Annotated in this window: 21 protein-coding genes; 19 read left to right on the top strand and 2 right to left on the bottom strand. The window is 43.1% G+C overall.

Features of this window, described 5'->3' with window-relative positions:
• Positions 1-191 precede the first annotated feature (191 nt).
• A complete protein-coding gene (locus AC4J95_RS06030) occupies positions 192-1,028 on the bottom strand; it encodes an AraC family transcriptional regulator (RefSeq protein WP_494549060.1) in 837 nt (278 codons plus the stop codon).
• A gap of 130 nt (positions 1,029-1,158) precedes the next feature.
• Between AC4J95_RS06030 and AC4J95_RS06025 the strand changes: the two genes are divergently transcribed.
• The 8 genes from AC4J95_RS06025 to AC4J95_RS05990 all read left to right on the top strand — a co-directional run bounded on the left by AC4J95_RS06025 (position 1,159) and on the right by AC4J95_RS05990 (position 10,478).
• Positions 1,159-2,655, top strand: coding sequence for an amino acid permease (locus tag AC4J95_RS06025; protein ID WP_494549059.1), 1,497 nt, complete (start codon positions 1,159-1,161; stop codon positions 2,653-2,655).
• Positions 2,652-5,717 carry a beta-galactosidase subunit alpha gene (gene ebgA, locus AC4J95_RS06020; RefSeq protein ID WP_494549058.1) on the top strand — a complete coding sequence of 1,022 codons (3,066 nt, stop codon included), beginning with the start codon at positions 2,652-2,654 and terminating at the stop codon, positions 5,715-5,717. The genes AC4J95_RS06025 and ebgA overlap by 4 nt, the downstream gene beginning before the upstream one ends.
• Before the next feature lie 205 nt (positions 5,718-5,922).
• Positions 5,923-6,222, top strand: coding sequence for a hypothetical protein (locus AC4J95_RS06015; RefSeq protein ID WP_494549057.1), 300 nt, complete (start codon positions 5,923-5,925; stop codon positions 6,220-6,222).
• A 33-nt stretch (positions 6,223-6,255) separates the two neighbouring features.
• Positions 6,256-6,483, top strand: a complete 228-nt coding sequence (locus AC4J95_RS06010) for a methyltransferase family protein (RefSeq protein ID WP_494549056.1) — start codon at positions 6,256-6,258, stop codon at positions 6,481-6,483.
• 261 nt (positions 6,484-6,744) lie between these two features.
• Positions 6,745-7,185: a PTS sugar transporter subunit IIA gene (locus AC4J95_RS06005; protein WP_494549055.1), complete on the top strand. Its 441-nt coding sequence runs from the start codon at positions 6,745-6,747 to the stop codon at positions 7,183-7,185.
• Positions 7,186-7,339: 154 nt separating this feature from the next.
• Complete coding sequence (locus tag AC4J95_RS06000) at positions 7,340-8,746, top strand: PTS fructose transporter subunit IIC (RefSeq protein ID WP_494549054.1); 1,407 nt, start codon at positions 7,340-7,342, stop codon at positions 8,744-8,746.
• Positions 8,746-9,606 (top strand): ketose-bisphosphate aldolase, encoded by an 861-nt coding sequence (locus tag AC4J95_RS05995; RefSeq protein ID WP_494549053.1) that lies wholly within the window; start codon positions 8,746-8,748, stop codon positions 9,604-9,606. The genes AC4J95_RS06000 and AC4J95_RS05995 overlap by 1 nt, the downstream gene beginning before the upstream one ends.
• Positions 9,607-9,707: 101 nt before the next feature.
• Positions 9,708-10,478, top strand: a complete 771-nt coding sequence (locus AC4J95_RS05990; protein WP_494549052.1) for a DeoR/GlpR family DNA-binding transcription regulator — start codon at positions 9,708-9,710, stop codon at positions 10,476-10,478.
• Between the two features lie 27 nt (positions 10,479-10,505).
• Here AC4J95_RS05990 and AC4J95_RS05985 read toward each other — a convergent pair whose 3' ends face one another.
• Positions 10,506-10,856 carry a DUF488 domain-containing protein gene (locus AC4J95_RS05985; protein WP_494549051.1) on the bottom strand — a complete coding sequence of 117 codons (351 nt, stop codon included), beginning with the start codon at positions 10,854-10,856 and terminating at the stop codon, positions 10,506-10,508.
• 311 nt (positions 10,857-11,167) lie between these two features.
• Here AC4J95_RS05985 and AC4J95_RS05980 point away from each other — a divergent pair, with 311 nt between their 5' ends.
• From AC4J95_RS05980 to AC4J95_RS05930, 11 genes are all read left to right on the top strand, one after another.
• Entirely contained in the window at positions 11,168-11,518 is a 351-nt protein-coding gene (locus tag AC4J95_RS05980; protein WP_494549050.1) for a potassium channel family protein, read from the top strand.
• Positions 11,519-11,842: 324 nt separating this feature from the next.
• On the top strand, positions 11,843-12,865 hold the full coding sequence (locus AC4J95_RS05975; RefSeq protein WP_494549049.1) for a hypothetical protein: 1,023 nt from the start codon (positions 11,843-11,845) through the stop codon (positions 12,863-12,865).
• 369 nt (positions 12,866-13,234) lie between these two features.
• Positions 13,235-13,375, top strand: coding sequence for a hypothetical protein (locus AC4J95_RS05970; protein WP_494549048.1), 141 nt, complete (start codon positions 13,235-13,237; stop codon positions 13,373-13,375).
• Between the two features lie 75 nt (positions 13,376-13,450).
• Positions 13,451-14,305 (top strand): helix-turn-helix transcriptional regulator, encoded by an 855-nt coding sequence (locus AC4J95_RS05965; RefSeq protein ID WP_494549047.1) that lies wholly within the window; start codon positions 13,451-13,453, stop codon positions 14,303-14,305.
• Between the two features lie 155 nt (positions 14,306-14,460).
• Positions 14,461-15,894 carry a family 1 glycosylhydrolase gene (locus AC4J95_RS05960; protein ID WP_494549046.1) on the top strand — a complete coding sequence of 478 codons (1,434 nt, stop codon included), beginning with the start codon at positions 14,461-14,463 and terminating at the stop codon, positions 15,892-15,894.
• Positions 15,895-15,909: 15 nt separating this feature from the next.
• Positions 15,910-17,328, top strand: coding sequence for a PTS transporter subunit EIIC (locus AC4J95_RS05955; protein ID WP_494549045.1), 1,419 nt, complete (start codon positions 15,910-15,912; stop codon positions 17,326-17,328).
• A 56-nt stretch (positions 17,329-17,384) separates the two neighbouring features.
• Complete coding sequence (locus AC4J95_RS05950) at positions 17,385-19,523, top strand: glycoside hydrolase family 65 protein (protein WP_494549044.1); 2,139 nt, start codon at positions 17,385-17,387, stop codon at positions 19,521-19,523.
• Positions 19,523-20,164 carry a beta-phosphoglucomutase gene (gene pgmB, locus AC4J95_RS05945; protein ID WP_494549043.1) on the top strand — a complete coding sequence of 214 codons (642 nt, stop codon included), beginning with the start codon at positions 19,523-19,525 and terminating at the stop codon, positions 20,162-20,164. The genes AC4J95_RS05950 and pgmB overlap by 1 nt, the downstream gene beginning before the upstream one ends.
• A gap of 457 nt (positions 20,165-20,621) precedes the next feature.
• The gene (gene licT, locus AC4J95_RS05940) at positions 20,622-21,455 is read left to right on the top strand and encodes a BglG family transcription antiterminator LicT (protein ID WP_494549042.1); all 834 of its coding nucleotides are present in this window, start codon (positions 20,622-20,624) and stop codon (positions 21,453-21,455) included.
• A gap of 169 nt (positions 21,456-21,624) precedes the next feature.
• Positions 21,625-23,472, top strand: coding sequence for a beta-glucoside-specific PTS transporter subunit IIABC (locus tag AC4J95_RS05935; RefSeq protein ID WP_494549041.1), 1,848 nt, complete (start codon positions 21,625-21,627; stop codon positions 23,470-23,472).
• Between the two features lie 22 nt (positions 23,473-23,494).
• Positions 23,495-24,904 carry a glycoside hydrolase family 1 protein gene (locus AC4J95_RS05930; protein WP_494549040.1) on the top strand — a complete coding sequence of 470 codons (1,410 nt, stop codon included), beginning with the start codon at positions 23,495-23,497 and terminating at the stop codon, positions 24,902-24,904.
• Positions 24,905-25,002: the final 98 nt, after the last annotated feature.

Below are 25,002 nucleotides of genomic sequence, written 5' to 3'. Positions count from 1 at the left end.
GGTTGTGACATAAGTCTCTGAATGAAAAGCCAGTGAAATGACGAGAAGTTGTTCATTTCACTGGCTTTTTTTGGTAAACAAAAAGAGTACGAGAAGACGCTCGTACTCTAAATCATTCAACTCACTTTAGATAGCCCAACTTCTTGTCGTTAATAGCAATATCTTATGCCACATGCTCTTTTTTTGTTCGATCAATTGATAATAAACTTTTTCCGATAAGTCGAAGGGGAAATGCTTAGTTTTGATTGGAAAAATTTTGAAAAATAGGAAGAGGAAGAAAAGCCAGTCTCATAGGCGATCTCCGTAATCGTCAGCGAACTTTTTCGCAGCAGGGAGCAGGCCTTTTGAAGCTTCAAATCCTGGATATATTCACTGGGCCCGATGCCTTTATGAGTTTGAAACAGCTTATAGAGATAGGTTCGATCAATATTGTTTGCTTCTGCAATCTGATTGACGCTGAGATTCTCCGACATATTGTTATTGATGTAGGTCAGAATACTTTTAAAAAGCTGCTCACTTTGTGAAGTATTATCTGGTTTTAGATTCATTCGATCGATGGTATCGAATAGAATGAAGGAAGAAGCCATCGTGCGAAAAAGATTGTCCTGTTTGAAGGAGTCATAGATATCTTGAAAGAGGGCATCGATCCGATGATCAAAGGAATGGCTAATTACGCAATGGTATTTGTCCAATTTTATCTTTGAAAAATAATGATCCATCAGCTTGCCAGAGAAACCGACCCAGCGATACTGCCAAGGGTCCTCACGATTCGGGTAATACACATTTTTACAATTCGATGGAATGATAAAAAAGTCACCGGCTGTGATTTTTCTTTCGGGGAAAAACGGTGTTGAGAAAAAGCCTTCTCCTTCGATACAGTAATGGATCACCCAATAATCGATTGGAGCATACTCCGTAGGCTTGGTTGAGCGACATTTTTCATATCCTACTTCGCATACGTGAAACTCTGAGCTTAGTGTATCATTGTTGATCAAAATGCTGATATCGTTTGTTAATGAGCTGTACATTCGATCCCTCCTGGAATGCAAATTTGCAAAAGTCAACATTATTACAAGTTTTTGGAAACATTTCTTATTTTTTATACCATGAAAGCGCTATAAAATCAACGTGTAAGTAATTATTGAAAGGATGTTTGAGATGGAAAACTCTAATTCAAGACAGCGCTTAGGATCGGTTGCATTGATGCTTATGACCTTTTCAGCGGTATTCGCGTTTCCCAGTATTGTTAACAACAGTATTCAAATCGGGTTAGCGACAATTCCTGGGTATTTGTTCGGCAGTATTTTTTATTTTTTACCGTTTATTTTGATGATTGCAGAATTCGCTTCTGCTAACTCAGGGAAAGAATCAGGTGTTCATAGCTGGCTGCAATCGGTTTTGGGTGACAAATGGGCCTTTTTAGGTGCCTGGTCGTATTTTTTCGTTAATCTGTTCTATTTTTGTTCCTTGTTGCCCAATACCTTGATTTACGGCTCGTATGCTTTCGTCGGAAGGAATGTATTTCAGGGAGGCAACAGCACAATCATTATCGCAATCATTTCTATTGTTCTCTTTTGGCTGATGACGTGGGTCTGCATCAAAGGCGTGTCATGGATCTCAAAAGTCACTAGCTTTGCCGGCAGCGCCCGATTGTTTATGGGAGTCGCTTTTGTCGTTCTAGCCTTCGTGGTTGTCTTTGGTCTAGGAAATGAACCTGCGCAGGATTTTACCATGCAGTCGATCACGCCAAGCTTTAACTGGACCTTTTTCATGACAATGGCCTGGATCTTGCAAGCGGTTGGAGGCGGAGAAAGTATCGGTGTCTACATTAAGGACGTTAAGGGCGGCAATAAAACTTTCGTTCGGACGATGATTGGAGCCACGATTATCGTCGGTATCATGTATGTTTTAGGTGCTGTAGCGGTTGGTTTTGTCGTACCGATGGATGTATTGAAGGGGAATTTCTCAAACGGGATCTTCGATATCTTCAAAATCTTGGGAGCTTATTTTCATATTCCAAGTGGTGTGATGGTTCGGCTAGTCGGATTAATCCTATTTATCGGCAGTCTTGGTTCGTTAGCATTATGGACTGCGGCACCTGTAAAAGTCTTTTTCTCGGAAATTCCAGAAGGTGTCTTCGGCAAATGGTTGGTGAAAACGAATGAAGAGGGGAATCCGACAAATGCGTTGGTTGTACAAGGTGGGATTGTTACGATGCTCTTGATTATTCCAGCATTAGGGATCGGCAATATGGACAGCTTCCTTTCGACCTTGATCAATATGACAGCGTCTACATCGCTGCTGCCGGTATTGTTTTTATTGATCGCTTATATCGGTCTGCGCCTGAAGAAGGATTCAATGCCTCGCAGCTTTAAGTTCGGCAGTCGTCAATTTGGGATTTTTGCCGGTATCGCGTTACTGGTGCTTTTCATCTTCGTCTTCTTTATGTCAACGGTGCCTGATCCGCAGCTGATCATGGCTGAGATAAATGGGACGTTGCCGGCGGGCGAGGCGAGTCCGATCGGGATGCTGGTTTACAATGTCGTCGGACTAGTGATATTTATGGGCTTTGCGTGGATTTGCTGGAATCGTTATGAAAGAAAATCAAAAGGATTGAACAATGAAGAGACAAATGTAGAGGTGACTGGTAAATGAAAATTTGGGAAAACTATCAATTAGATCAGATCAATCGATTAGAACCGCGAGCACATTTTTCGACCTTTCCAACCAAGGAAAAGGCGCTGCTAAATGAAAATAAATATACACATGCGTTTAAAAATTTGAATGGCGTTTGGAAATTCTTACTGGTAGATGCGCCAGAGTATAGTCCAAGCAAGTTTTATGAGCCGGACTTTGATACAGCGGAAATGGCGGACATCAAGGTTCCTGGTAATTGGCAGGTTCAAGGCTATGGCAAGATGCACTATTCCGATCTATGGTACAACTTTCCGATTAACCCGCCGTATGTTCCAACGGAAAACCCGACAGGTATCTACAAACGGCAATTTAGTATCGATGAAAGCTTTAAGGACAAAAAAATCATTTTGCGTTTTTGCGGTGTCGATTCGGCTTACCATGTGTGGGTCAATGGAACGGAAGTCGGCTACAGCAAGGGTGCTAGAAATGAGGCGGAGTTTGATATTACGGCCTTCGTTCACGAGGATGCTGCCAATGATTTGACGGTACGCGTCTATCAGTGGTCTGACGGGACTTATTTGGAAGACCAGGATATGTGGTGGCTCAGCGGAATCTTTAGGGATGTGGAATTACTCGGCGTTCCTTATGCTGGGATCAACGATCTTAAAGTCGTCGCCGATTTGGACGATGATTATAAGAATGGATTGCTAGATCTTTCATTTACTCTGCGAGAAAGCAAGGGGCAACGGATTGAAGTAGAACTGATCGATCCTTCAGGTCAACAGGTATTGCATCAAGAAATCACTAGTGAACAGGGAAGTCTTCAGGCGGAAATTCCCAACGTTGCTCATTGGACGGCGGAAACACCTGAGCTTTATCAGCTGCTGATTTCGGTTTATGAAGGGGAAAAGCTAGTTGAAGTGATCCCGCAAAAGGTCGGGTTCAGAAATATTCGCTTAGCTGGCGAGGTCTTCCTAGTCAATGGTGTGGCGATCAAGTTTAAAGGAGTCAATCGTCATGATTACAATCCTAGAAACGGCCGTGTTGTCTCGAAGGAAGAAATTGAAAACGATATTCGCCTAATGAAGCAATTCAACATCAATGCAATTCGCACCAGTCATTATCCAGCATCTTCTTATTTATATGATTTGTGTGATGAGTACGGGATGTATGTGATCGATGAGACAGATTTAGAGTGTCATGGCTTTGAGCTGACTGGGAAATATGATTGGATCAGTAACGATCCTGAGTGGGAACTGGCCTATGTTTCCAGAATGGTCCGAATGATCGAGCGGGATAAGAATCATCCGTCCATCATCCTTTGGTCGCTGGGGAATGAGTCGGCTTTCGGCTGTAATTTTGTGAAAATGACCGAGGTCGCGAAAAAAATGGACCCAACTCGCTTGGTTCACTATGAGGGAGACTTTGAGGTAGAGGCTGCGGATATCTACTCAACCATGTACAGCTGGCTGGAGCATCCGACGAAGCAGCCATTGATGAGCACGATCATTGAGCAATCGAAAAAGCCGCATATTCTGTGTGAATATGGTCACGCGATGGGGAATGGACCTGGAAACCTGAAGGAATATCAAGACTTGTTTTATGCTCATGACAAGCTGCAGGGCGGCTTCATTTGGGAATGGTTTGATCATGGTATCGAATCCTATACTGAAGATGGAGAAAAATATTATCGCTATGGTGGAGACTTCGGCGATGATCCTTCTAACAAAGATTTTTGTATTGACGGAATGCTGATGCCGGATCGCACGCCTTCACCAAGCTTGTATGAATACAAAAAGGTGATCGAACCGATCCAGACGACAGCGATCGATCTGAACAAAGGAGAAATCGAGCTGTTGAGCCGCTTTGATTTCCAAGACTTGAAAATTTTTGAGCTGCATTATTCAATTATGGAGGATGAAACACTGATTGAAGATGGAACGATTTCGCTGCCATCGATTCCAGCACGAGAGAAAGCCAAATTAAGCTTGCCGTATAGCTTGGATTTTGCACCAAAACCTGGCGCAAGCTATTTCTTGAACCTTTCCTATCAATTAAAGGCAACGACGGCCTATGCACCAAAAGGTTACGGGCTAGCCTCAGCCAGCTTTGAGCTTCCAATCAAAGCTGCAGGTGTAGAGATTCTACCGAGCGGCAAGCTGCAGGTTAATGAGACACAAACAACATTGAGTATTGAAGGAACAGATTTTATCGTCACGTTTGATACGGTCAGAGGAACGCTGCAAAAATTGGTCAGAGACGGCCAAACAATTATTGAACGAGGACCGAAATTCACCATGTGGCGTGCGCCAATCAGCAACGATATGGAAATCATCGATGAGATGAAAAAACAGTATTTCCTGCACTTAGAGCATGAAATAGTCGAATCCTTTGACTGGAAGGAAATCGATCAAGCCATTCAGATCACCGTCAAGACGATCAATTCGACAACAAACAGTGCGTGGCATTACAAATGCACCTATAGCTACACGATCTGTGGCAGCGGCGATGTTTTATTCAACCTGGAGGGGACTCCTAGCGGGAAGATCGACTCTGCACCAAATATGCTGCCGCGCTTAGGCGTATCGATGCATGTGAATAAGGACATGAATCAAGTAAATTACCTAGGGCGAGGACCAAGAGAAAACTATGCGGATTCAAAAGAGGCAGGATATATGGGGGTTTATCGCTCGACCGTTGAGGAGATGTTTACGAATTACGTCGTTCCTCAAGCCAACGGAAACAGAATGGATACAAGATGGGTGGCGCTGACAGATGATCGCGGACAGGGATTATTCGCCGCAGATGAAGCGGGCTTCAATTTCAGTACTTCTTATTATGAAGAAGCCGATCTGGATAACGCTAAACATACCTGTGATCTAAAAGAACGAGATTATGTTGTCGTGAATATTGATTACAAGCAAAATGCGCTGGGCAGCTATTCCTGTGGTCAATGGCAGCTGGAAAAATACCGAACAACCTTCGAAAAATTCAACTTGTCCTTCCGCTTAACCGGATTCAATGCGAAGGAAGCCGGTGCTCCAGCACTGTCTCATGAAGTAATTAAAGCACCGTTTTAGCAGATAAATGAAATACTCCTTTCAAGTTTAGTGACGGTTACTTTCCGTTGCTGAGTGGAAGGAGTATTTTTTGGAGCAGATTTAATGATTCGTTTCACATCTATGATCGACAATTTGATTCAATAGAAGGCTTGACCAAAGAATATTCATATGAAATAATGGACATATGAATAACCTATCATGTTTGGCTGAGGAGGAATAAAAAATGTTAGTACGGGTTTTCGTATTTACGGCTGTTATGCTATTTTATCTAATCTACTTGGTAAAAGGCCTGCTAATGAGAAAACAAGGAATCATCGTCAATCTGTTAGGGAAAGACGCGAAAAAAGATCAGTATTTTGAAATCGTTTTAAGAACAATGACTGGGATCGGCGGAGTGCTCCAGTTTCTTGCGTCATTTCTATTTGAAATCAATCAAACCGCTTGGGTGTATTTTGGTTTAGGTCTGATTTTTGCGGGAGTGGTTCTATTTTTTATCGCGGTCAGGGCGATGGGGTTGAATTAGCGTGCAGGCTATAACGAGGATCAGAAAACTGATTTGGTTACGACTGGGATCTATCGTTTCAGTCGCAATCCGGCCTTTGTCGCATTTGATTTGCTGTATCTTGGTTTGGCGGTGGTCTTTCCGAATATGCTTATGTTTGCTGCAGCACTGATTGCGGTGGTTTTGTTTGATCGACAAATTCGTGGGGAGGAAGCTTATCTGGTGTCGGCTTTTGGTGAGAATTATCGTCAGTATCAATCGGAGGTTAGACGGTACTTATAAATGAACAATGTACCCCAAAGGGCAGGATTAGAAATCTGCTTTTTGGGGTTTTCTTTGTGTATAGAATCCTGAGTAGTTGAGAAGCACTCAAAACTAGGTTGATTTTATGAGCTAAATAGATCATAGAATGTGAGCGGAATAATCGTAAAAAGAACTTTGAACCGTTCATTGTGCATAGTATTGAACGATTTAGATTACGATGATATAGTGATCTCAAGAAATGAGAGAGCGCTAACATGGCGTAATGAGAGGTGTTTCCTTATGGAATTAAAAGAAATAATGTTGAACGATTTAATTATTTTTGATGAAGGAATTCGCTCAAAGGATGATCTGTTTGATTGTTTAGCAAAAAGGCTTGAGGAGCAAAATAGGGTAAGCAAAGCTAAAAAGATCATCAAGGATTTATATAAGCGAGAGAAGGAAACGTCAACAGGAATCGAGGATGGTTTCGGGATTCCTCATGCAAAAAGCAAATATGTTCTGGAGCCCACGGTTTGTTTTGCTCACACAGGATTGATGGAGGATTATGTCGGCTTGGATGGTAAGCCAATCGAATGTGTTTTTGCCATATTAGTCCCGCAGAAGGCCGCTGACTTACACTTAGATATTTTGAGCGGGCTATCCAGAAGACTGATGAATCAAGAGTTTCGAGATCAACTGAAGAAGGCTAAAACCGCTGCAGAGGTTTTACATATATTGTAACTTGGTATTCCTTCAGCTTTTAACAGAGTTCGTACTCAAAAAAATATTTAGCAAGATAGAGTTAATGAACAAACAAGCGCTTGTAGTGAAGGATACACGGAATTTGAATCGGACTAATTCAATAGTACTTTAAACCAAATAAGGAGGAACAATCATGAATATTGTTGGAATTACTGCTTGTCCTACAGGAATTGCACATACCTACATGTCCGCCGAAAAACTAGAGGTAACGGCTGCTAGTATGGGTCACAAGGCAAAGATTGAAACGCAAGGAGCAAAGACAGAAAACAAATTAACTGCTGAAGAAATCTCAGCGGCGGATGCCATTATTTTAGCCATTGATAAGGATATCGATATGAGTCGATTTGCTGGAAAAAAAGTGAAAAGAGTCTCTACTGGTCGGGCAATCAAGGAACCGGAGCTAGTGATTGAAGAAGCTCTCAATGACGAAGGAACGGTCAAAATCTCGGTTTCCAGCACAGGTGAAGAGAAGCCGCAAAAGGCCGGTATCTACAACCATTTTATGAATGGTGTGAACTATATGCTGCCATTTGTCATCGCCGGCGGGATCATTATCGCTTTGAGCTTTGCTTTTGGAATCACAGCGTCTGATCCGAAATCGGATGACTATAATGTATTGGCGGGAGCGTTGTCAACGATTGGCGGCGGAACGGCTTTCGCTATGATGGTGCCGGCTCTTGGGGCGGGGATTGCCAGTTCAATTGCCGGAAAAGCAGGCTTTGCTCCAGGGATTGTTGCTGGGTTGCTTGCTGCGAATGGCGGTTCGGGATTCTTAGGCGGGATGATCGGTGGATTATTAGCGGGTTACGCGACGGATTTCTTGGCAAACAAGATCACTATTAAGAAACAATTCGCAGCTATTTATCAATTGATCGTTGTTCCACTGGTTTCGATTTTGGTGATTGGATTAGCGATGGTTTTCTTGATCGATAAGCCGATTGCGTGGGTCTTAGATGCATTGACTAGCTGGTTGAATGGGCTTGGAAATACTTCAGGTCTGATGTTTGGCTTATTGATCGGCGTGATGATGGCGGCTGATATGGGCGGACCGATCAATAAATCGATCTCGACCTTCTCAATCGGTTTGATGTCTGCTGGTGTAAATGCGCCGATTGCCGCATGTATGGCTGCCGGGATGACCCCGCCGCTTGGTCTAGCATTAGCGACAATCTTGTTCAAAAATAAGTTTACCAAAGAAGAACGGACTTCAGGTCAATCATGCTGGATTCTGGGAGCTTCTTATATCACAGAAGGGGCCATTCCTTTTGCGGTTGCCGATCCTATTCGAGTTATTCCTAGCTTGATGCTGGGCTCTGCCACGGCCGCCGGAATCTCTATGGCAGCGGGTGTCACTTCGATGGCACCGCATGGCGGAATCTGGGTGATGCTGATTCCTAATGTCATGAATAACCTGCCGATGTATCTCCTAGCGATTGTCGCAGGAACGATTGTAACAGCGGTGGCTGTTGGATTACTGAAAAAACCGGTCACTGAAGAAACTATATCAAATGAAAAATTAACTAATGAGGTGGAAGTCTAATGTTGTATACGATGAAGGATTTATTGAAGGTTGCGAAAGAAAACAAGTTTGCGGTTCCCGCATTTAATATTTGCAGCTATGATATGCTGAAGGCGATCATGGAGGAAGTTGAGGAGCAAAATGCACCAGTCATTCTGGAAATTCATCCGGATGAGATTGCCTATCTAAATGATGAGTTTGTAGCCGCAGTGAAGGATTACGCACATAACAGCCAAGTTCCGGTCGTCGTTCATATGGATCACGGCGGAACGATCAATGATGTGATGCGAGCAATTCGAAACGGGTATACATCTGTAATGATTGATGCTTCTGTCCAAGCCTATGAAGACAATCTGGAAATCACCAAACAGGCAGTGGAGTTAGCCCATGCTGTGAATGTCTCGGTGGAAGCGGAATTAGGGACGATCGGCAATAATGGCTCGGCAGAAGGCGGATCAGCCAACATCATTTATACTGACCCAGATCAGGCTGAGGATTTTGTCGAAAAAACCGGGATTGATACCTTAGCGGTCGCGATTGGTACGGCTCATGGCCTGTATCCAAAAGACCTGACGCCTAAGTTGAATATTGAGCTGTTGAAGGAACTGAACCAACGAATTGATCTGCCATTTGTTTTGCATGGGGGGTCAGGAAATCCGGATTCAGAAGTCAGTGAAGCAGTGAAATATGGTGTTGCAAAAGTAAACTTGAGCTCAGATCTTAAGAGTGTCTTCTTCGATGCCTTGCGGGATATTCTAAGTGAAAATCCGGCGATGTATGAACCAAATGAAGTGTATCCAATGGCAAACGAGAAGGTCAAAGAAGTGGTGAGACACAAGTTAAGTGTGTTAAATACCATCGGAAAAGCGGAATTATATTAATTCGAAAAGACAGTGCTTTCAAAAATTGAAGGCCTGTCTTTCTTTCCTTTTTCCACTTACGTATAATGATTAGAAGATACTATTTCCGAGGAGGCTGCTTTATGCTAAACGCCATTGAAGATCGTCAACAGCAAATCGTCAATTATTTGAAGGTGCATCAATTTGCGCGCGTCATCGATTTGATCGAGCTTGTCAATTACAGCGAGGCTACAGTAAAGAGAGATCTGGTGCTGCTGGAGCAAAGCGGCTTGATCCGACGAACACGCGGCGGCGCGATGATTGTCGATAATAAAAAGATCGATGTTCCTTATTTGATGAAGGTTACCCGATTGAATGAAGAGGATAACAAACAATATATCGCTAATGTCGCCGAGACGTTGATCAAAGACGATATGGTCATTTTTCTTGATTCAAGCACGACCAGCCTTCATTTGGTAAAAAACCTCAGCCGATTTGATGGTCTACAAATCATTACCAACGGTGTACTAACGGCAGCGATGCTGAGTGAATTTACGACGGCACATGTTTCGGTCTTGGGCGGCTCGATCGTACCAAAAAGAGCTACGATCAATGGTTCAAAGGCCTATAATGATATATTGACGTACAACGCGGATCTGGCGATCATCGGCTGCCGAGGACTGGATTTCGATCATGGTCTGACTGAAACACATGAGGGCGAAGCCTTGATCAAAAAAGCTTTTCGCCGACAAGCGAATCATTTAGTCGTTTTGGCGACGAGTGACAAACTGGATCACAAATATATGTATCAAGGTGTTTCTTGTTATGAGATTGATTATCTGATTACTGATAAGCCCCTTGAGACAGATAAAATGGAGAAACTAAATCAGCATCATATCAAATGTTTATATTAAAAGAAGCAGGCTCACGCGAGTCTGCTTTTATTCTTTCAACAGCTCATACAATACCTGCGCATTGTTCTGTTTTTCGTTTTTTGCCCCATAAATAAGGGTCACGACCTCATGCTCCCGAAGAGTCTTACTCAATTCTTCCAGCGCTGTTTTCTGTGCACCGGACTGCAGCTCTTTGCGGTACTTGGCTTCAAACTCAGGATATTTCTCCGTTTCATGATTGAACCATTTCCGCAGTCCGGGACTGGGAGCAATTTCTTTTAGCCATAGATCGATTTTCTCGGTTTCTTTAGACTTTCCCCGCGGCCATAAGCGATCTACCAGAACACGATAGCCATCGGAATCCTCGGCTGGCAGGTAGGCTCTTTTCATTTGCAGCATTTCCAACACTTCCTTTGCTCCCTCATTTTAGCAAATTGGGAAATATATCGTGAGTAAAAGCTATTTTGGTACACCTTCTAAGGTTGGTCAGATTATGACCTTTTTAATTAATAGTAGAATCATTAAAAAAATTAAAATATGGAGAGACGAAGCTCCTTATTTAGTGGCGAAACAATTTGTAGGAGATTCACTCATGACTAAAAGAAATGGATAGCGATAGTCATTGGTCGCTATCTGTATTTTATGACCACGTCTTTATCTGCTAAAATAAATACGGAGACGATATTATTTGGTTCAGAAAGGCGGTTCTCATGGTTGCATTCGCGCTATTATTCAGAAGCTTGTGGCACATTTTAAAAATTCTCTTTCGTCAAGAGGAGCAAAAAGCGATTATGCTGGCGGTGCTTTTTATTCTCACGATCGGGACGATTTTCTATCACAATGTTGAAGGGATGACCTATTTAGATGGCTTATACTTTTCCGTTATGACTTTGGCGACTGTCGGGTATGGCGATCTATCACCGCATACAGCATTGGGTAAGGTTTTTACCATCATTTACGTGTTGATTGGCGTCGGGATCATTACAGCAGTGATCGCGAATTTCAATCGTGCATTGGTAGAATATCACCAAAAAAAGAAGAAGGATGAAGAACGAGCATAGAAAAAATAAAAAAAATTTCGCAGGTCAGAAGGATTATTTTCTTAATCTTTTTGACTTTTTTATGTGCTCATTTTGTCATTTTTAAGTTGCTGACTGTTATTTATTTGAGGACCGTTGGGGATTATGTTGCTCAAAACTTAAATATTTGGACAACTACTTTTCCTGATATTATATGGTTCTCAATTCGTTTAATTTTTGAAAGAATTTCAATTTTTACACCTGTTATTTATGCGCTATCATGGTGGTGTGGAACTCACAATTATACATTTGAAAAAGGAGCGGTCAAACACGGAGAAGCAGCTAACGAGACGTCAAATTCTAACTATGAAGAGAAAAAATCTGGAACTCAAAGTTCGTAAATTTTGGAATGATACACAAAATGCGGACTTAGTGATCGAATATATTGTCGCGATCCTTGTGAGGAATGCTTTAGTAAAAAGTGATTTTTCGCAGCCTTGTCCAGACGTTGTTCGGGACCTGCTTTTTCAAGCCGAGCCAAGTAATACACTCAGAAATTTCATTCCATTCCTGAAGGATTATGTGGAAGAGCATGAATGGAAGGCGATTGTAAAAAAATTATTCCACAATGAGAAAAAGTATTATAAAGCAACGAAAAAAATGCGTTTATACGAGAGCTATCTAAAAGACCGAGGCAATGCAGTGATTAATGAAGAATACGCGAGCTACACCCTTGTTTCGATTTTTATAGATGAGAATGGGAAAAAGCACACGTGGAGACTGAGAGACGCTGATCCCAGCAATACCCTCGATCAAACCATACGGATACTCAAAATTTTGACTACTCTGACTATTTTTAAAAAGGACGATGTGCGTCAGTTCGCCAGCTATGTGGACTGCTATTGCATAGGTTCTTCGACGATTTTCAATTCGCGTACCCCAGAAGAACAGCAACGGGAGCAGTCTGCTCAAAATTCACCAAGACCTACAGTCGAACAAAAGGATAAGTCTGCATTCATAGGTGGATTTGATCTTCATAGCATGACGAAAACTGAACTTATCGTGATGATCAAACGTATATTTGAAGAAGTTGAAGCTGCTAGCTTAGAAGAAGAGACTGAGGCCAGCGAAAGAGCAAATCATGACAGCGAAGTAATCATTTACGATCATAAAACCCGACTGAAGGATAGGATCACTCCCGAAAATGAGAGCGATTCACCGGTTGTGTCTTCCAAGAAGCCGAAGCAGCTAGAACCTGCCTTAGTCGCAGTCGGTGCTGTGTCGGAAGATAATGGAGAAAAACCGCCAGAAAAAGAAGCAGAGCAGAAACCGCGCAAAAAGCCCACGAAGAAGGAGCGAGAACTCTTGAGACGATTTAGAGGGGCTTAGCTTTCAGAAAACCTGTTTTTTTGAAGGGGTTATTTGCTGTGGATAAATGATTGGAGATTATTCAAGGTACTGGAATGATCGCAGGTTCGGGCTTAACAATCGTTGGATTCGCAGTATTTGGAGTGACTTTATCGAGATGGTAGAGGAAAAAGGATAGCTGGTTCACGTTTGAAGTGGTAAAAAGTTTCGATTTTACAAAAAAGATAGAATAATTATTTCGTGTTTTAGATGATATAATTTCAGTATGATACAGACTTTGTCATGGCTGTGTCTATCCTTTTCCTATATGTGCAGGAATGAATTCGCTGTCGCTCCATTATGGGGCGACAGATTTTTTATGATGCAAATAATTATTCGTGGAGGTTCGACATGTTCTATTTAGTAGCTGATGATCGAAGTTTATCATTGAGTATTTATTGGTCCGGCAGCGATGAGCTTTTTTCGGTATTTTTCTTTTACTCGAACGCTGATTATGAGGACGCTAAGGATTATTTGGTTGAAATGATTTAGCCTGAAAAGCTGCCATAAAAAAGGACGTTTACAATTACCCAGTTTTCCGCCAAAATGAATCGTGAGGTGAACGTGATGGCGATTTATTTAGAAATGCCAGAGTTAGATAAAGAATTTCCCTTCCGCATACTGGTGAATGACGGCGATATTTTGACTACGCCACATTGGCATCGCGAGGTGGAGCTAATCTATGTGACGAAGGGGACGATCTCACTGGGGATCGATGATGTACCCTATAAATTGAGTGAGGGAGAGATTGCCTTTATCGGCGGCGGCTTGATTCACTATGTCTTGGCTTCCCCAGGCAGTGAACGGCTGGTCTATCAGTTTGATCTGAATTATTTTACGGCAGGAAATAAAGAAAATTTGGATTTGCAGAAGCTGTTTGCGGAATTATTGCCGATTAGTCCTTTGTGGGAGAAAGCCGATGAAACGGTTGCTCGAAAGTTGTTAGAGTCTATGAATCGCGAAATGGAGACTCAGCAGGCAGGCTATCAATTTGCTTTGAAAGCAGAGCTTTTCCAGCTGATCACGTTATTACTTCGCGACATTCCTAAACAAGCCAAACAGCCGAAGAAAATCAATAAGCTTGCCACGCAGGATGTGCTGGAGAAGCTGGATGGGATCTTCAGCTATGTGGAGGCGCACTATCATGAAGAGCTGACTTTGCAGAATATCGCGGAGGTCTCTGGTTACAGCTCGTTTTATTTTACGAAGTTTTTCAAGAAGAATACTGGTAAAACATTTCTGACCTTTTTAAATGAATATCGCATCGATAAAGCCAAGTGGCTGTTGATCAACAGTGATCTGCCGGTGTCGGAGATCATTACTCAGACCGGTTTTGAGAGTGATAAAACCTTCTATCGACTATTCAAGAGTTCGATGGCGATGGCACCGCTGGAATACCGGAATGCGATGAAAATTGAATAACTAGCAGAAAGGCAATTACTGGATTGGTAATTGCCTTTCGACAATATTTGAGAATAATACAACAAAAATGGGGGAATGAAAATTTTATTTCCTGACTATAATAAAAGTATCAACACCGATGAAAGCGAATACGTACCGAAAGGGAGAAAGAATAAATGAAGAATGAAAAGCAGTTTTTCTGGGGCGGTGCAGTCTCAGCGGCTCAAAGTGAGGGGAATTATCTGGCTGATGGTCGGAAGCCTTCAAATTTTGATTATTTGCCGCTAGATGATCGTCGTCTAAAAGCAGTATATAAGAATCAAGCAGATTCTATTTTGGAATCTAAGGGTGATGAATTTTATCCCGGTCGAACCGGAAATGATTTTTATCATCATTATCGCGATGATATTGCTTTATTGAAGGAACTGGGGCTGAATAGCTTCCGTTTCTCAATTTCCTGGTCGCGGATATTTCCGACGGGAGAAGAAACAGAACCCAATGATGCGGGGTTTCGATTTTATGAAAAGCTGTTGACGGAAATAGAGCGGCATCAAATGGAACCGATTGTTACCTTGTCGCATTTTGAGATTCCGCTGGAGCTGGTGAAAAAGTACAATGGCTGGGAAAATCGCAAGGTGGTGGACTTGTTCAGTCACTACGCGGAAACGGTGATGACGCACTTCAAAGGGCGCATCAAATATTGGATTCCCTTTAATGAGATGAACATGGTGCTCCACATTCCGTTTATCGGCGGAGGGATTTTGTTTGAAGAAGGCAAGGACAACCTGTCGATCCAATACCAAGCGGGTCATCATCAATTGCTGGCGAATGCGTTAGCGATCAAAGCTGGAAAAGCCATTGATCCGGACAATCAATTCGGCGCGATGCTGGCGGCGGGTAAAACCTATGCTTATACTTGTGATCCGAAAGATGTGTTTGCGGCGTTGCAGCAGGAGAAAGAAAACTTATTGTTCTCTGATGTGCAGGTTTTCGGTGAATATCCGAAATTCTTCGCTCATTATATGGTGGAAAAGGGTTTGAAGCTGACGATTTATCCCGAGGATCGCGAGCTGCTTAAAGCGAATACGGTTGATTTTGTTTCCTTCAGCTATTATTCCAGTGCTTGTACCGCTGCAGAAGAAACGGGGATTGATCGGGTGGCGACAAATGGCTACACAACGTTGCGGAATCCGCATTTACCAAAGGGCAAGAGTGTTTGGCAGAACGATCCGTTGGGTCTGCGGATCACCTTGAATCAGTTGCAGGATCGTTACCACAAGCCGCTGTTCATCGTTGAAAATGGCATCGGAACGCCGGATGAGTTCATCGATGGCAAGGTACATGACGATTATCGGATTGATTATTTGCAGGGGCATGTGCAAAACATGTTGTTAGCAGTTGAAGAAGACGGGATTGATTTGATGGGTTACCTGATGTGGGGCATCATCGATCTGCCAAGTGTCAGTGAAGGAAAAATCAGCAAGCGTTATGGTGTGATTTATGTCGATCAGGATGATGAAAACAATGGGTCACATCAGCGTTACAAAAAGGACAGCTTCGACTTTTATCAAAAAGTCATTTCGTCAAATGGCGCCGTGGTATTTGAATAGGAAGGGGTAGAAAAAATGAAAAAGTATCAACAATTAGTAAAGGAAATCATTCAAGGGATAGGAGGAAAGGGCAACGTCAATTCCGCTGTCCATTGTGCGACGCGTCTGCGTTTTGATCTGAAAAATCCGGATACAGCAAATCTGGAGGAATTGAAGCAGATCGATGGTGTCGTGGGGGTGAATCCGACGCCAACGCAATTACAGGTGATCATTGGTAGTCACGTGGGGGATGTATTTGAAGAAGTCATTCGTCAGGGAGTGGTCAATGGCGACGCGGAAGGGAAGACGGAAGCGACAAAAGCTGCTGCGAAGGAAACCAGTATTTTCAATAAGGTTGTGGACACCATCACCGGCTGTATGACGCCGATGATCCCAGCCTTGACCGCTGCTGGGATGATCAAGGTGATCTTATCGCTGTCAACGACCTTCAATTGGATGTCGACGGATTCAAGTACCTATCGTGTATTGGATTTTATTGGTGATGGCGCCTTCTATTTCATGCCGATTCTGTTGGCTGTCTTTGCGGCGAACAAATTTAAAGTCAATACATCAATTGCTATTATTGTCGTGGGTGTCTTTTTGCATCCGAATTTCAGTCAGTGGGTGGCCTCTGGCGATCCGATCTCGTTCTTAGGCATGCCGATTCAAGGTGTGATCTATGCAGCATCGGTGATTCCGGCACTGCTGACGATCTGGGCAATGTCCTATATTGAACGAGGCGTTGATAAGATCACGCCGCAATCATTGAAGATCCTATTGAATCCGACACTGACTTTATTGATCACTGCGCCTTTAGCGCTGATCGTAATCGGTCCATTAGGCAATTATGCCGGACAAGGCTTGGCTTGGGTAATCAACTTAATGCAAGGACAACTAGGATTCATCATGGTGGCACTATTAGCAGCAACAATGCCATTTATCGTCATGACCGGCATGCACCATGCCTTGACACCGATCTTTGTGGCGTCCTTTGCGGCAACTGGAACCGAATCATTGATTCTAGTGGCGCAAGTCTGTGCCAACCTAGCGCAAGGTGGGGCAACGTTGGCTGTCGCCTTCAAATCAAAACAAAAGGACGTTAAATCAATCGCCGCAGCTGCGGGAATCTCAGCCATCATGGGGATCACTGAACCAGCTTTATACGGAATCACGATGAAGTACAAAAAACCGTTAGTGGCGGCTTGTATCAGCGCCGGAATCTCTGGTTGCTTCGCCGGCTTGATGCACGTGACACTATATGTTCCGCAGAATAGCTTGATGGCGGTCTTAGGCTTCTCAGGCGACAAAGGCACAGCCAATGTTATCGCTGGGCTATCCATGATGCTGATGTCTGTCGTTCTCTCTTTTATATTGACGCTTTTTTTGCAGAAGGACGAAAAAATCGAAGCCGCACCAACAGAAAAAGCTGCTGAAAAATTAGCAATGAACTCATAATAAATAAAAGTAGGGTAGAGGCGCCGTCTTCTATCCTGCTTTTTGGAGGAAAACCAATGAAAATCTATTTAAATGACTATCAAACGGAAACACTGGAAAAAGCCGAGAGTCTGCTGTTTAACGGCAATGGTTTTATCGGTTTACGGGGAAACTTGGAGGAAGACTATTACGATCACTTTTCTACCAATCGCGAGACCTATATCAACGGCTTTTATGAGACCAAAGATATCCATTATCCTGAAAAAATGTACGGCTTCACCCCGACTGGTGAAACGATGATCAGCGTGATCGATGGCCAAACGACTCTGATCACAATCGGCGGCGAACAGTTTTCCATCAACAATGGTGAGATTAGCGAGAATGAACGTTACTTGGATATGGACAAAGGGATTACGGTTCGAACATTGGTGTGGACATCGCCAAAGGGTCGCGAAACCCGTATCACGATCTCGCGTCTGGCTTCCTTCCAATACAAAAATCTATTCTCCATGAAGATTGATTTTGAGCGCTTGAATCATGAGGAAGAGATCGAATTAACGACGCATTTGAACTTTTACCCCGTGCGAACGATTGATAAAAATGATCCCCGCATGAGTCATGATCTGCAAAAAATCACGATCAAGGAGATCGATTTAGAAAACAATCGCTGCCAGTTCGGCACCGATTACTCTCAATTAGAAGCGGAGTTGTACTGGTCGATCAACAATCAAACTGTGTCTCAAACGATTGAAGAAGAACGCATCGTGATTCGCACAAAGTTGGAGGGGAGCAGCTACCAAAAGAACTTGAGCTATGCCTTCCAGCAGCAGGAGCACGCAGGAATCGAAAGCAGCTTCACGGAATTGGTTCAAGCCCAAACGGACTTTCTGACTGATTTTTGGCAAAGTGCCAAAGTAACTATCAAGAGCACCGAAAATCTAGAAGAAAGTGTCAACTACAGTACCTTTGCTCTGCTGCAATCTCTTGGCACCAATGGTACGACCAGTATCGCCGCCAAAGGCTTGAGCGGCAGCGGCTATGAAGGACATTACTTCTGGGATGCGGAAATGTTTGTTTTTCCAGTCTTTTTACACTTGAATCCGGCATTGGCGAAGCAATTATTGATGTATCGCTACAGCATTTTGGATAAGGCACGGGAAAACCGTCAGCTTTTCGGCTATCAAACGGGCGCCCTTTATCCGTGGCGCACGATTTCAGGTACGGAATCTTCCCCATTTTTTGAGGGTGGTTCGGCGCAGCATCATATCAACGCGGATATTGCCTATGCCTTCATTCAGTATTATCGCTATACCGATGATCTGGCTTTTATGGCAGAGTGCGGCTTTGAAGTTTTGCTGGAAACAGCGCGGGTCTTCAGCGAAATCGGCTATCTGAAGGATGGTCAGTTCCATATTGATAAGATTACCGGACCGGACGAATACACCGTGCTGGTCAACGACAATTATTACACCAATCAGCTGGTGGCACATCAGTTTGAATGGATTAATCGCTTGGCACCAATGCTGAAGGAGCAATATCCAGCGGTTTGGGCAGAGCTAATGAAAAAGCTTCAGCTAAAGAATGAAGAGCTACAGGAGTTGGCAGAGTTTGCCGAGGCGATGGCGTTGCCAATAGATGAAGAAAAAGGGATCATCGCGCAAGATCGCGATTTTCTAAATAAGGGCTTTTGGCCTTATTCGGAAGAAGAGACGAAATATCCGTTGTTGTTGAATTACCATCCGTTGACGATTTATCGCTACCAGATTTCTAAGCAGGCGGATGCGGTTTTGGCATTGATGCTATTCCAGGATTCCTTTGATCAGGAGACGATCGCGAAAAGTATTGCCTATTATGATGAGGTCACGACCCATGATTCTTCGTTGTCCTACTCAACGTTTTCAACGGTTTATAGTCGTTTAGGTCAAGTCGAGAAGGGCTATGAATACTTTATTAAAAATGCCCGCACCGACTTAGATAACAGTCACAAGAATACCAAAGATGGTATCCATACGGCTTCGATGGGCGGTACTTTTATGACCATCGTCTATGGCTTCTGTAATTTGCAGATAGTGGATGATCAATTAACGATTGCACCGAATTTGCCAAAAGAAATCGAAGAGATTGATTTTTATACCTATTACAAAAATGAGAAATATCGTGTTTACGCCAGTCATCAGGAACACTGGATCGAGAAACAGGTGGAAGGAAGCAAGTAATGAAGGGATTTGTCTTTGATTTAGATGGCGTGCTGGCCGACACGGCGAAGTACCATTATATCGCGTGGAAAGAATTAGCCGCTGAGATTGGGATTACGATCGATGAAGTCTTCAATGAACAACTGAAGGGTATCAGTCGCCAGAAATCGCTGGAACGCATTTTGGAGCATGGCGGGAAGCTTGGTGAATTTTCGGAAGAAGTTTTAGCTGAGCTGGCGGAGAAAAAGAATCAGCAGTATGTTGAATTACTAGAGGAATTAACCCCGGAGGACGCGCTGCCGGGAGTTAGAGAGTTTTTGGCAGAAGCTCGAGAACTCAATATTCCCTGTACTGTTGCCTCCGTCTCAAAAAATGCGCCCTTTATTCTAGATAAATTAGCCCTCAGTGATTATTTCATTGGAATTGTCGATCCGGCAACCTTAACGAAGGGCAAACCTGATCCAGAAATCTTTATCAAAGCCGCAGAATTAATGAAGCTGCAGCCAAGTGAAGTGATCGGCTTTGAAGACGCGCAGGCGGGGATCGATGGGATCAAAGCTTGCGGCATGTACGCGGTGGGGATCGGTGAAGCAGAACAATTAGTCGGGGCAGATCTAGTGCTCCGTGATTTATCAGAGGTAATGATTGAGGAATTGATTTGATTATAGATAGAATGAAGTCTGCCAGAATCTTTTTGGCAGGCTTCTTTTAAATCAATTGATTGTTGGCAAATTCACATTTAAAATAATAGGTAAATTGAGGAAAGATGAACTTTTTTCTGATTATGAAGGTGGAGAATTAAGTGATGAAGATTGTTATGAATGGGATGATCCAGTAGGGAGGGAGCTTATTTAGTCATGAAAAAAATAATTGTCAGCAAGGACAATGTCGAGAATGAGGACAATGTTTATGAGAAATGGATTAAAGAAGTTGTTGACAGAGCTTTGGGTTCATGATAACCTTTCCATAAGTTCTTGATGTTATTACTTCGGGTAAGCATGCGAGAATTAAAAATGAAAATTGTTGGATGTTATCACTTTATGTGAGCAGGACCTATTTACCGCACAATTGTCGTGTATGTAAATGGGCTTTTTTTGTGGCTAGCGAGGGAAATCATTTATGATCATAAAACGAGTGTTAAATAATAATACGGTTATTTCGTCAAATAGCAAGGGCGTTGACGTGTTGCTGATGGGGAAGGGCATTGCTTTTGGAAAGAAAAAGGGACAGACGATCGACATGGAGCTGATCGAAAAAACTTTTTTACTAAAAGACAAGGCGACTCAAAGCAAATTCACGGAACTTTTAATCAATGTACCGATGGAGCATATTTTGGTCTCTGAGAAGATTATTAATTTCGGTAAAATCAAATTAGGTAAGAACTTGAATGAAATCATTTATGTGAATTTGACCGATCACATCAACTCCGCCATTGATCGGTATCAAGAGGGATTGATTTTAAAAAATCCGCTTCGTTGGGACATCGCGCGTTTCTATCCGGATGAATACGCGGTCGGTGAAAAAGCCATTGAAGTGGTGCGAAACGATTTGGGTGTGGCTTTTGAGATTGATGAGGCCGCCTTTATCGCAATCCATTTCGTTAATGCTGAGATGGATAAAACATTCGATTTCGCTTACGAGATTGCCGAGATTACCAAAAAGATTGAAACAATTGTCAAAAATCATTATCGAACAGAGTTTGATGAGGATTCGCTCGATTATTATCGCTTCATTACGCATGTGAAATTCTTTGCGCAACGTTTGTTGGCAAGTGATCACTATGATGATGAAGACGAGGAATTACTGAATACACTAAAACATAAATACGAAGGTGAATACGCCTGTGCATTAGAGATTAAAGCATATGTGCAAAAGGACTTTGAGTACGAGCTAAGCTCAACGGAACTGCTCTACTTGACCGCGCACATCCGTCGCATCACCAAAAATTTGTAACTAGGATTGTTATCCCACCGGAGCATGACCTAGAGCTTGTCACACAAGGCAGCTTTAGGTCTTTTTTTGCCAGTTCCACTCTTCGCAGTATATGTAGTGAGCTGACTTAGGAATGCTCCAGAGAAAATGTATATAGTGTTTTTACCATATTCAGAAAAGAGGAGAAAAAATGAACTATCAACAAACTGCAAAGGAAATCTTCGATGCCGTTGGCGGCAGCGACAATATTCAAACAGCCTCACATTGTATTACCCGGCTACGTTTGGTCTTAAAAAACCAAAGTCAGGTGGATGATGAAGAGGTTAAAGCAATCCCTGGTGTAATGGGGGTCATGAAAAAAGCGGGACAGTATCATATTATTTTAGGAAATGATGTCGCAAATTATTACCGCGCTTTTGCCAAGTTAGGAAATTTTAGCTCAGAGCCTGTTGCCTCTGAAGAAAAGAAAAATCTGTTTGAAGCTTTGGTAGATACTATTTCTGGTTGTATGTCACCGTTGATCCCCGCTTTATTAGGAGGCGGAATGATCAAAGTTCTGCTGATTGTCCTACCGATACTTGGTGTTTTGAGTGAATCATCATCTACTTATAGCGTTTTGACATTTTTCGGCGATGCACCATTTTACTTTATGCCAGTGATGCTGGCATTTACGGCTTCGCAGAAATTCGGTGTGACATCGATGCTGGCCGTTGCGGTAGGTGGAATTATGCTGCATCCGAATTTTTCAGCGATGGTTACGGCGGGTGATCCGGTAAGTATCTTTGGTTTGCCGATCACGCTGGCGAGCTATGGTTCATCAGTAATTCCGATTTTGATCATGGTTTGGTTGATGAAATATATTGAAGCTTTTTTCAATCGGATCATTCCGGCTGTTATGAAAAATCTTTTACAGCCTCTGGTCGTGTTGTTACTGTCTGGTATCATCGCGTTAGTCGTTGTTGGACCGCTGGGGACATTTGCAGGACAAGGCCTGTCATCGGCAGTTCTTTGGATCCAAGCGAAAGCTGGTTGGTTGGCTCTTGGTCTGATGTCCGCTTTGATGCCTTTGATCGTTATGACCGGGATGCATTGGGCATTTGCGCCGATTTTCTTGATTGCTTCTCCAGTGGCGCCAGATGTACTGATTTTACCAGCGATGTTGACTGCGAATATTGCTCAAGGGGCGGCGGCAATGGCTGTTTCAATGAAAACCAAAGACAAAAATCTCAAACAAGTTGCTTTGGGTGCCGGAATTTCAGCTTTGCTGGCAGGGGTAACTGAACCCGCTTTATATGGTGTAACCTTGAAATACAAGAAGCCACTTTATGCGGCGATGATTTCTGGTGGGATCTGTGGAATCTTCATGGGAATCACGGGCGTCGAATCTTATGCTTTTGCGGTACCTTCACTTGTGGCTCTTCCGCAATTTATCAATGGTAGTATCGATGGTAATTTCATTAATGCCTGTATCGTAGCAGCTGCTTCGATCGTCATCACCTTCGTGTTGACTTGGTTCTTTGGGATCGAGGAAGAAGTAACGACAGAGGATACTGTTTTAGAAGTTGTTGAAAGCGGCAGTAGTGATCCAAAGAAGGTATTAGCACCTGTTAAGGGAAAAGTGATTCCGTTGGAAAAAGTCAATGATTCCGCCTTTTCCAGTAAAATAATGGGGCAGGGAATCGCTATCATTCCTGAAGAAAATACGATCGTGGCACCATTTGATGGAACGGTATCGGCGCTCTTTCCTACGAAGCACGCGATTGGTTTGACCAGCGAAGCGGGGATGGAGCTTTTGATCCATGTTGGAATTGATACTGTGGAATTGGACGGCAAGTATTTTGAAAGCTTTGTCTCAGTCGGTGATTCTGTTAGAGCGGGTCAAACATTGTTAGCGGTGGATTTTGCGGCTGTCAAGGCAGCTGGCTATGATACAGTGATTCCGATCGTTGTTACCAATACCGATGCGTTCATTGATGTGGTACCCAAGGATGAGATGAAAACGGCGGACTATGAAGATGCCGTCTTGTATGTGATTTAAGAAAAAACGAAGGAGGAAAAGCATGAGTAAATTTCCAAATGATTTTTTATGGGGCGGAGCAGTGGCCGCAAATCAATGTGAAGGAGCTTATTTAGAGGATGGCAAAGGGCTATCCGTGCAGGATGTGACCCGTAAAGGTTGGCACGAAGCACCGACTGAAGAGCCAATGGAGGATAATCTAAAATTAGTCGGGATTGACTTTTATCACCGATATAAAGAAGATATCCGGCTATTTGCAGAGATGGGCTTCAAGGTCTTCCGCTTATCAATTGCCTGGGCACGGATTTTTCCGCAAGGAGATGAACAGGAACCAAATGAAGCAGGTTTAGCCTTCTATGATGCCGTTTTTGATGAATGTTTAAAATATGGGATCGAACCGTTAGTCACCTTGTCCCATTATGAAACGCCGCTGCATTTGACTCGAACCTATGACGGCTGGCGCAATCGAAAGATGATTGATTTCTTTGAGCATTACACTAGGACTGTCTTCAACCATTACAAAGATAAGGTCAAATATTGGCTGACTTTTAATGAAATCAACTCGATTACCCATGTCCCGTTTCTTAGCGGCGGCATCAACACACCGAAGGAAGAACTAACGCAACAGGATATCTATCAAGCGATTCACCATGAATTAGTTGCTAGCAGTCGGGCAGTTCAATCGTGTCACGAATTGATTCCAGAGGCGCAGATTGGCTGTATGATCTTAGGGGTGCCAGTCTATCCCTTAACCCCTAAACCAGAGGATGTCCTAAAAGCTTTGGCAACCGAGCGAGAGAACTTTTTCTTCTCGGATGTGCAGGTTCGCGGATATTATCCAAGCTATGCGAAACGTATGTTTAAAGAAAACGACATAGAGCTAGATATCCACCCGCAGGATTTGGCTGATTTAAAGAACACGGTCGATTTTATTTCCTTTAGTTATTATATGAGTGTGTGCGAATCAGCTGATCCGACGAAAGAAGCAGGGGAAGGAAATATTATTGGCGGCATTCCTAATCCTTATTTAAAGGCTAGCGAATGGGGCTGGCAAATTGATCCAGAAGGTCTGCGCTACTATTTGAACATCTTATATGATCGTTATCAAAAGCCTGTATTCATCGTTGAAAATGGTCTGGGTGCAGTAGACGAGCTCGTTACGCTAGAAAATGGCGAAAAAACCGTGATAGATGATTACCGGATCGATTACATGAATGATCACTTGGTCCAAGTCGAAGAGGCGATTGAGGATGGGGTGCCGGTGATGGGCTACACTTCTTGGGGCTGCATCGATTTAGTCAGCTTCACGACCGCAGAAATCAAAAAAAGATACGGCATGATCTACGTTGATCGTAATAGTGACGGCACGGGAACTTTGGAACGTTATAAGAAGAAAAGTTTTGCGTGGTATAAAGAAGTGATCGCCTCGAATGGGGATTCGCTAGTAAAATAAATCAGTAAAAAAATCCGTGTGCTTGTTTGTCACAAGTGCTCGGATTCTTTTTCATTCTTGTCATTTTTGTCATAGACTTACCCGTTGGAAACGAATAC

The organism is Enterococcus sp. GPZ-007 (assembly GCF_059374735.1).
Note: the sequence above shows the minus strand (reverse complement) of the source record. Positions and strands in the feature narration are given on the sequence as shown.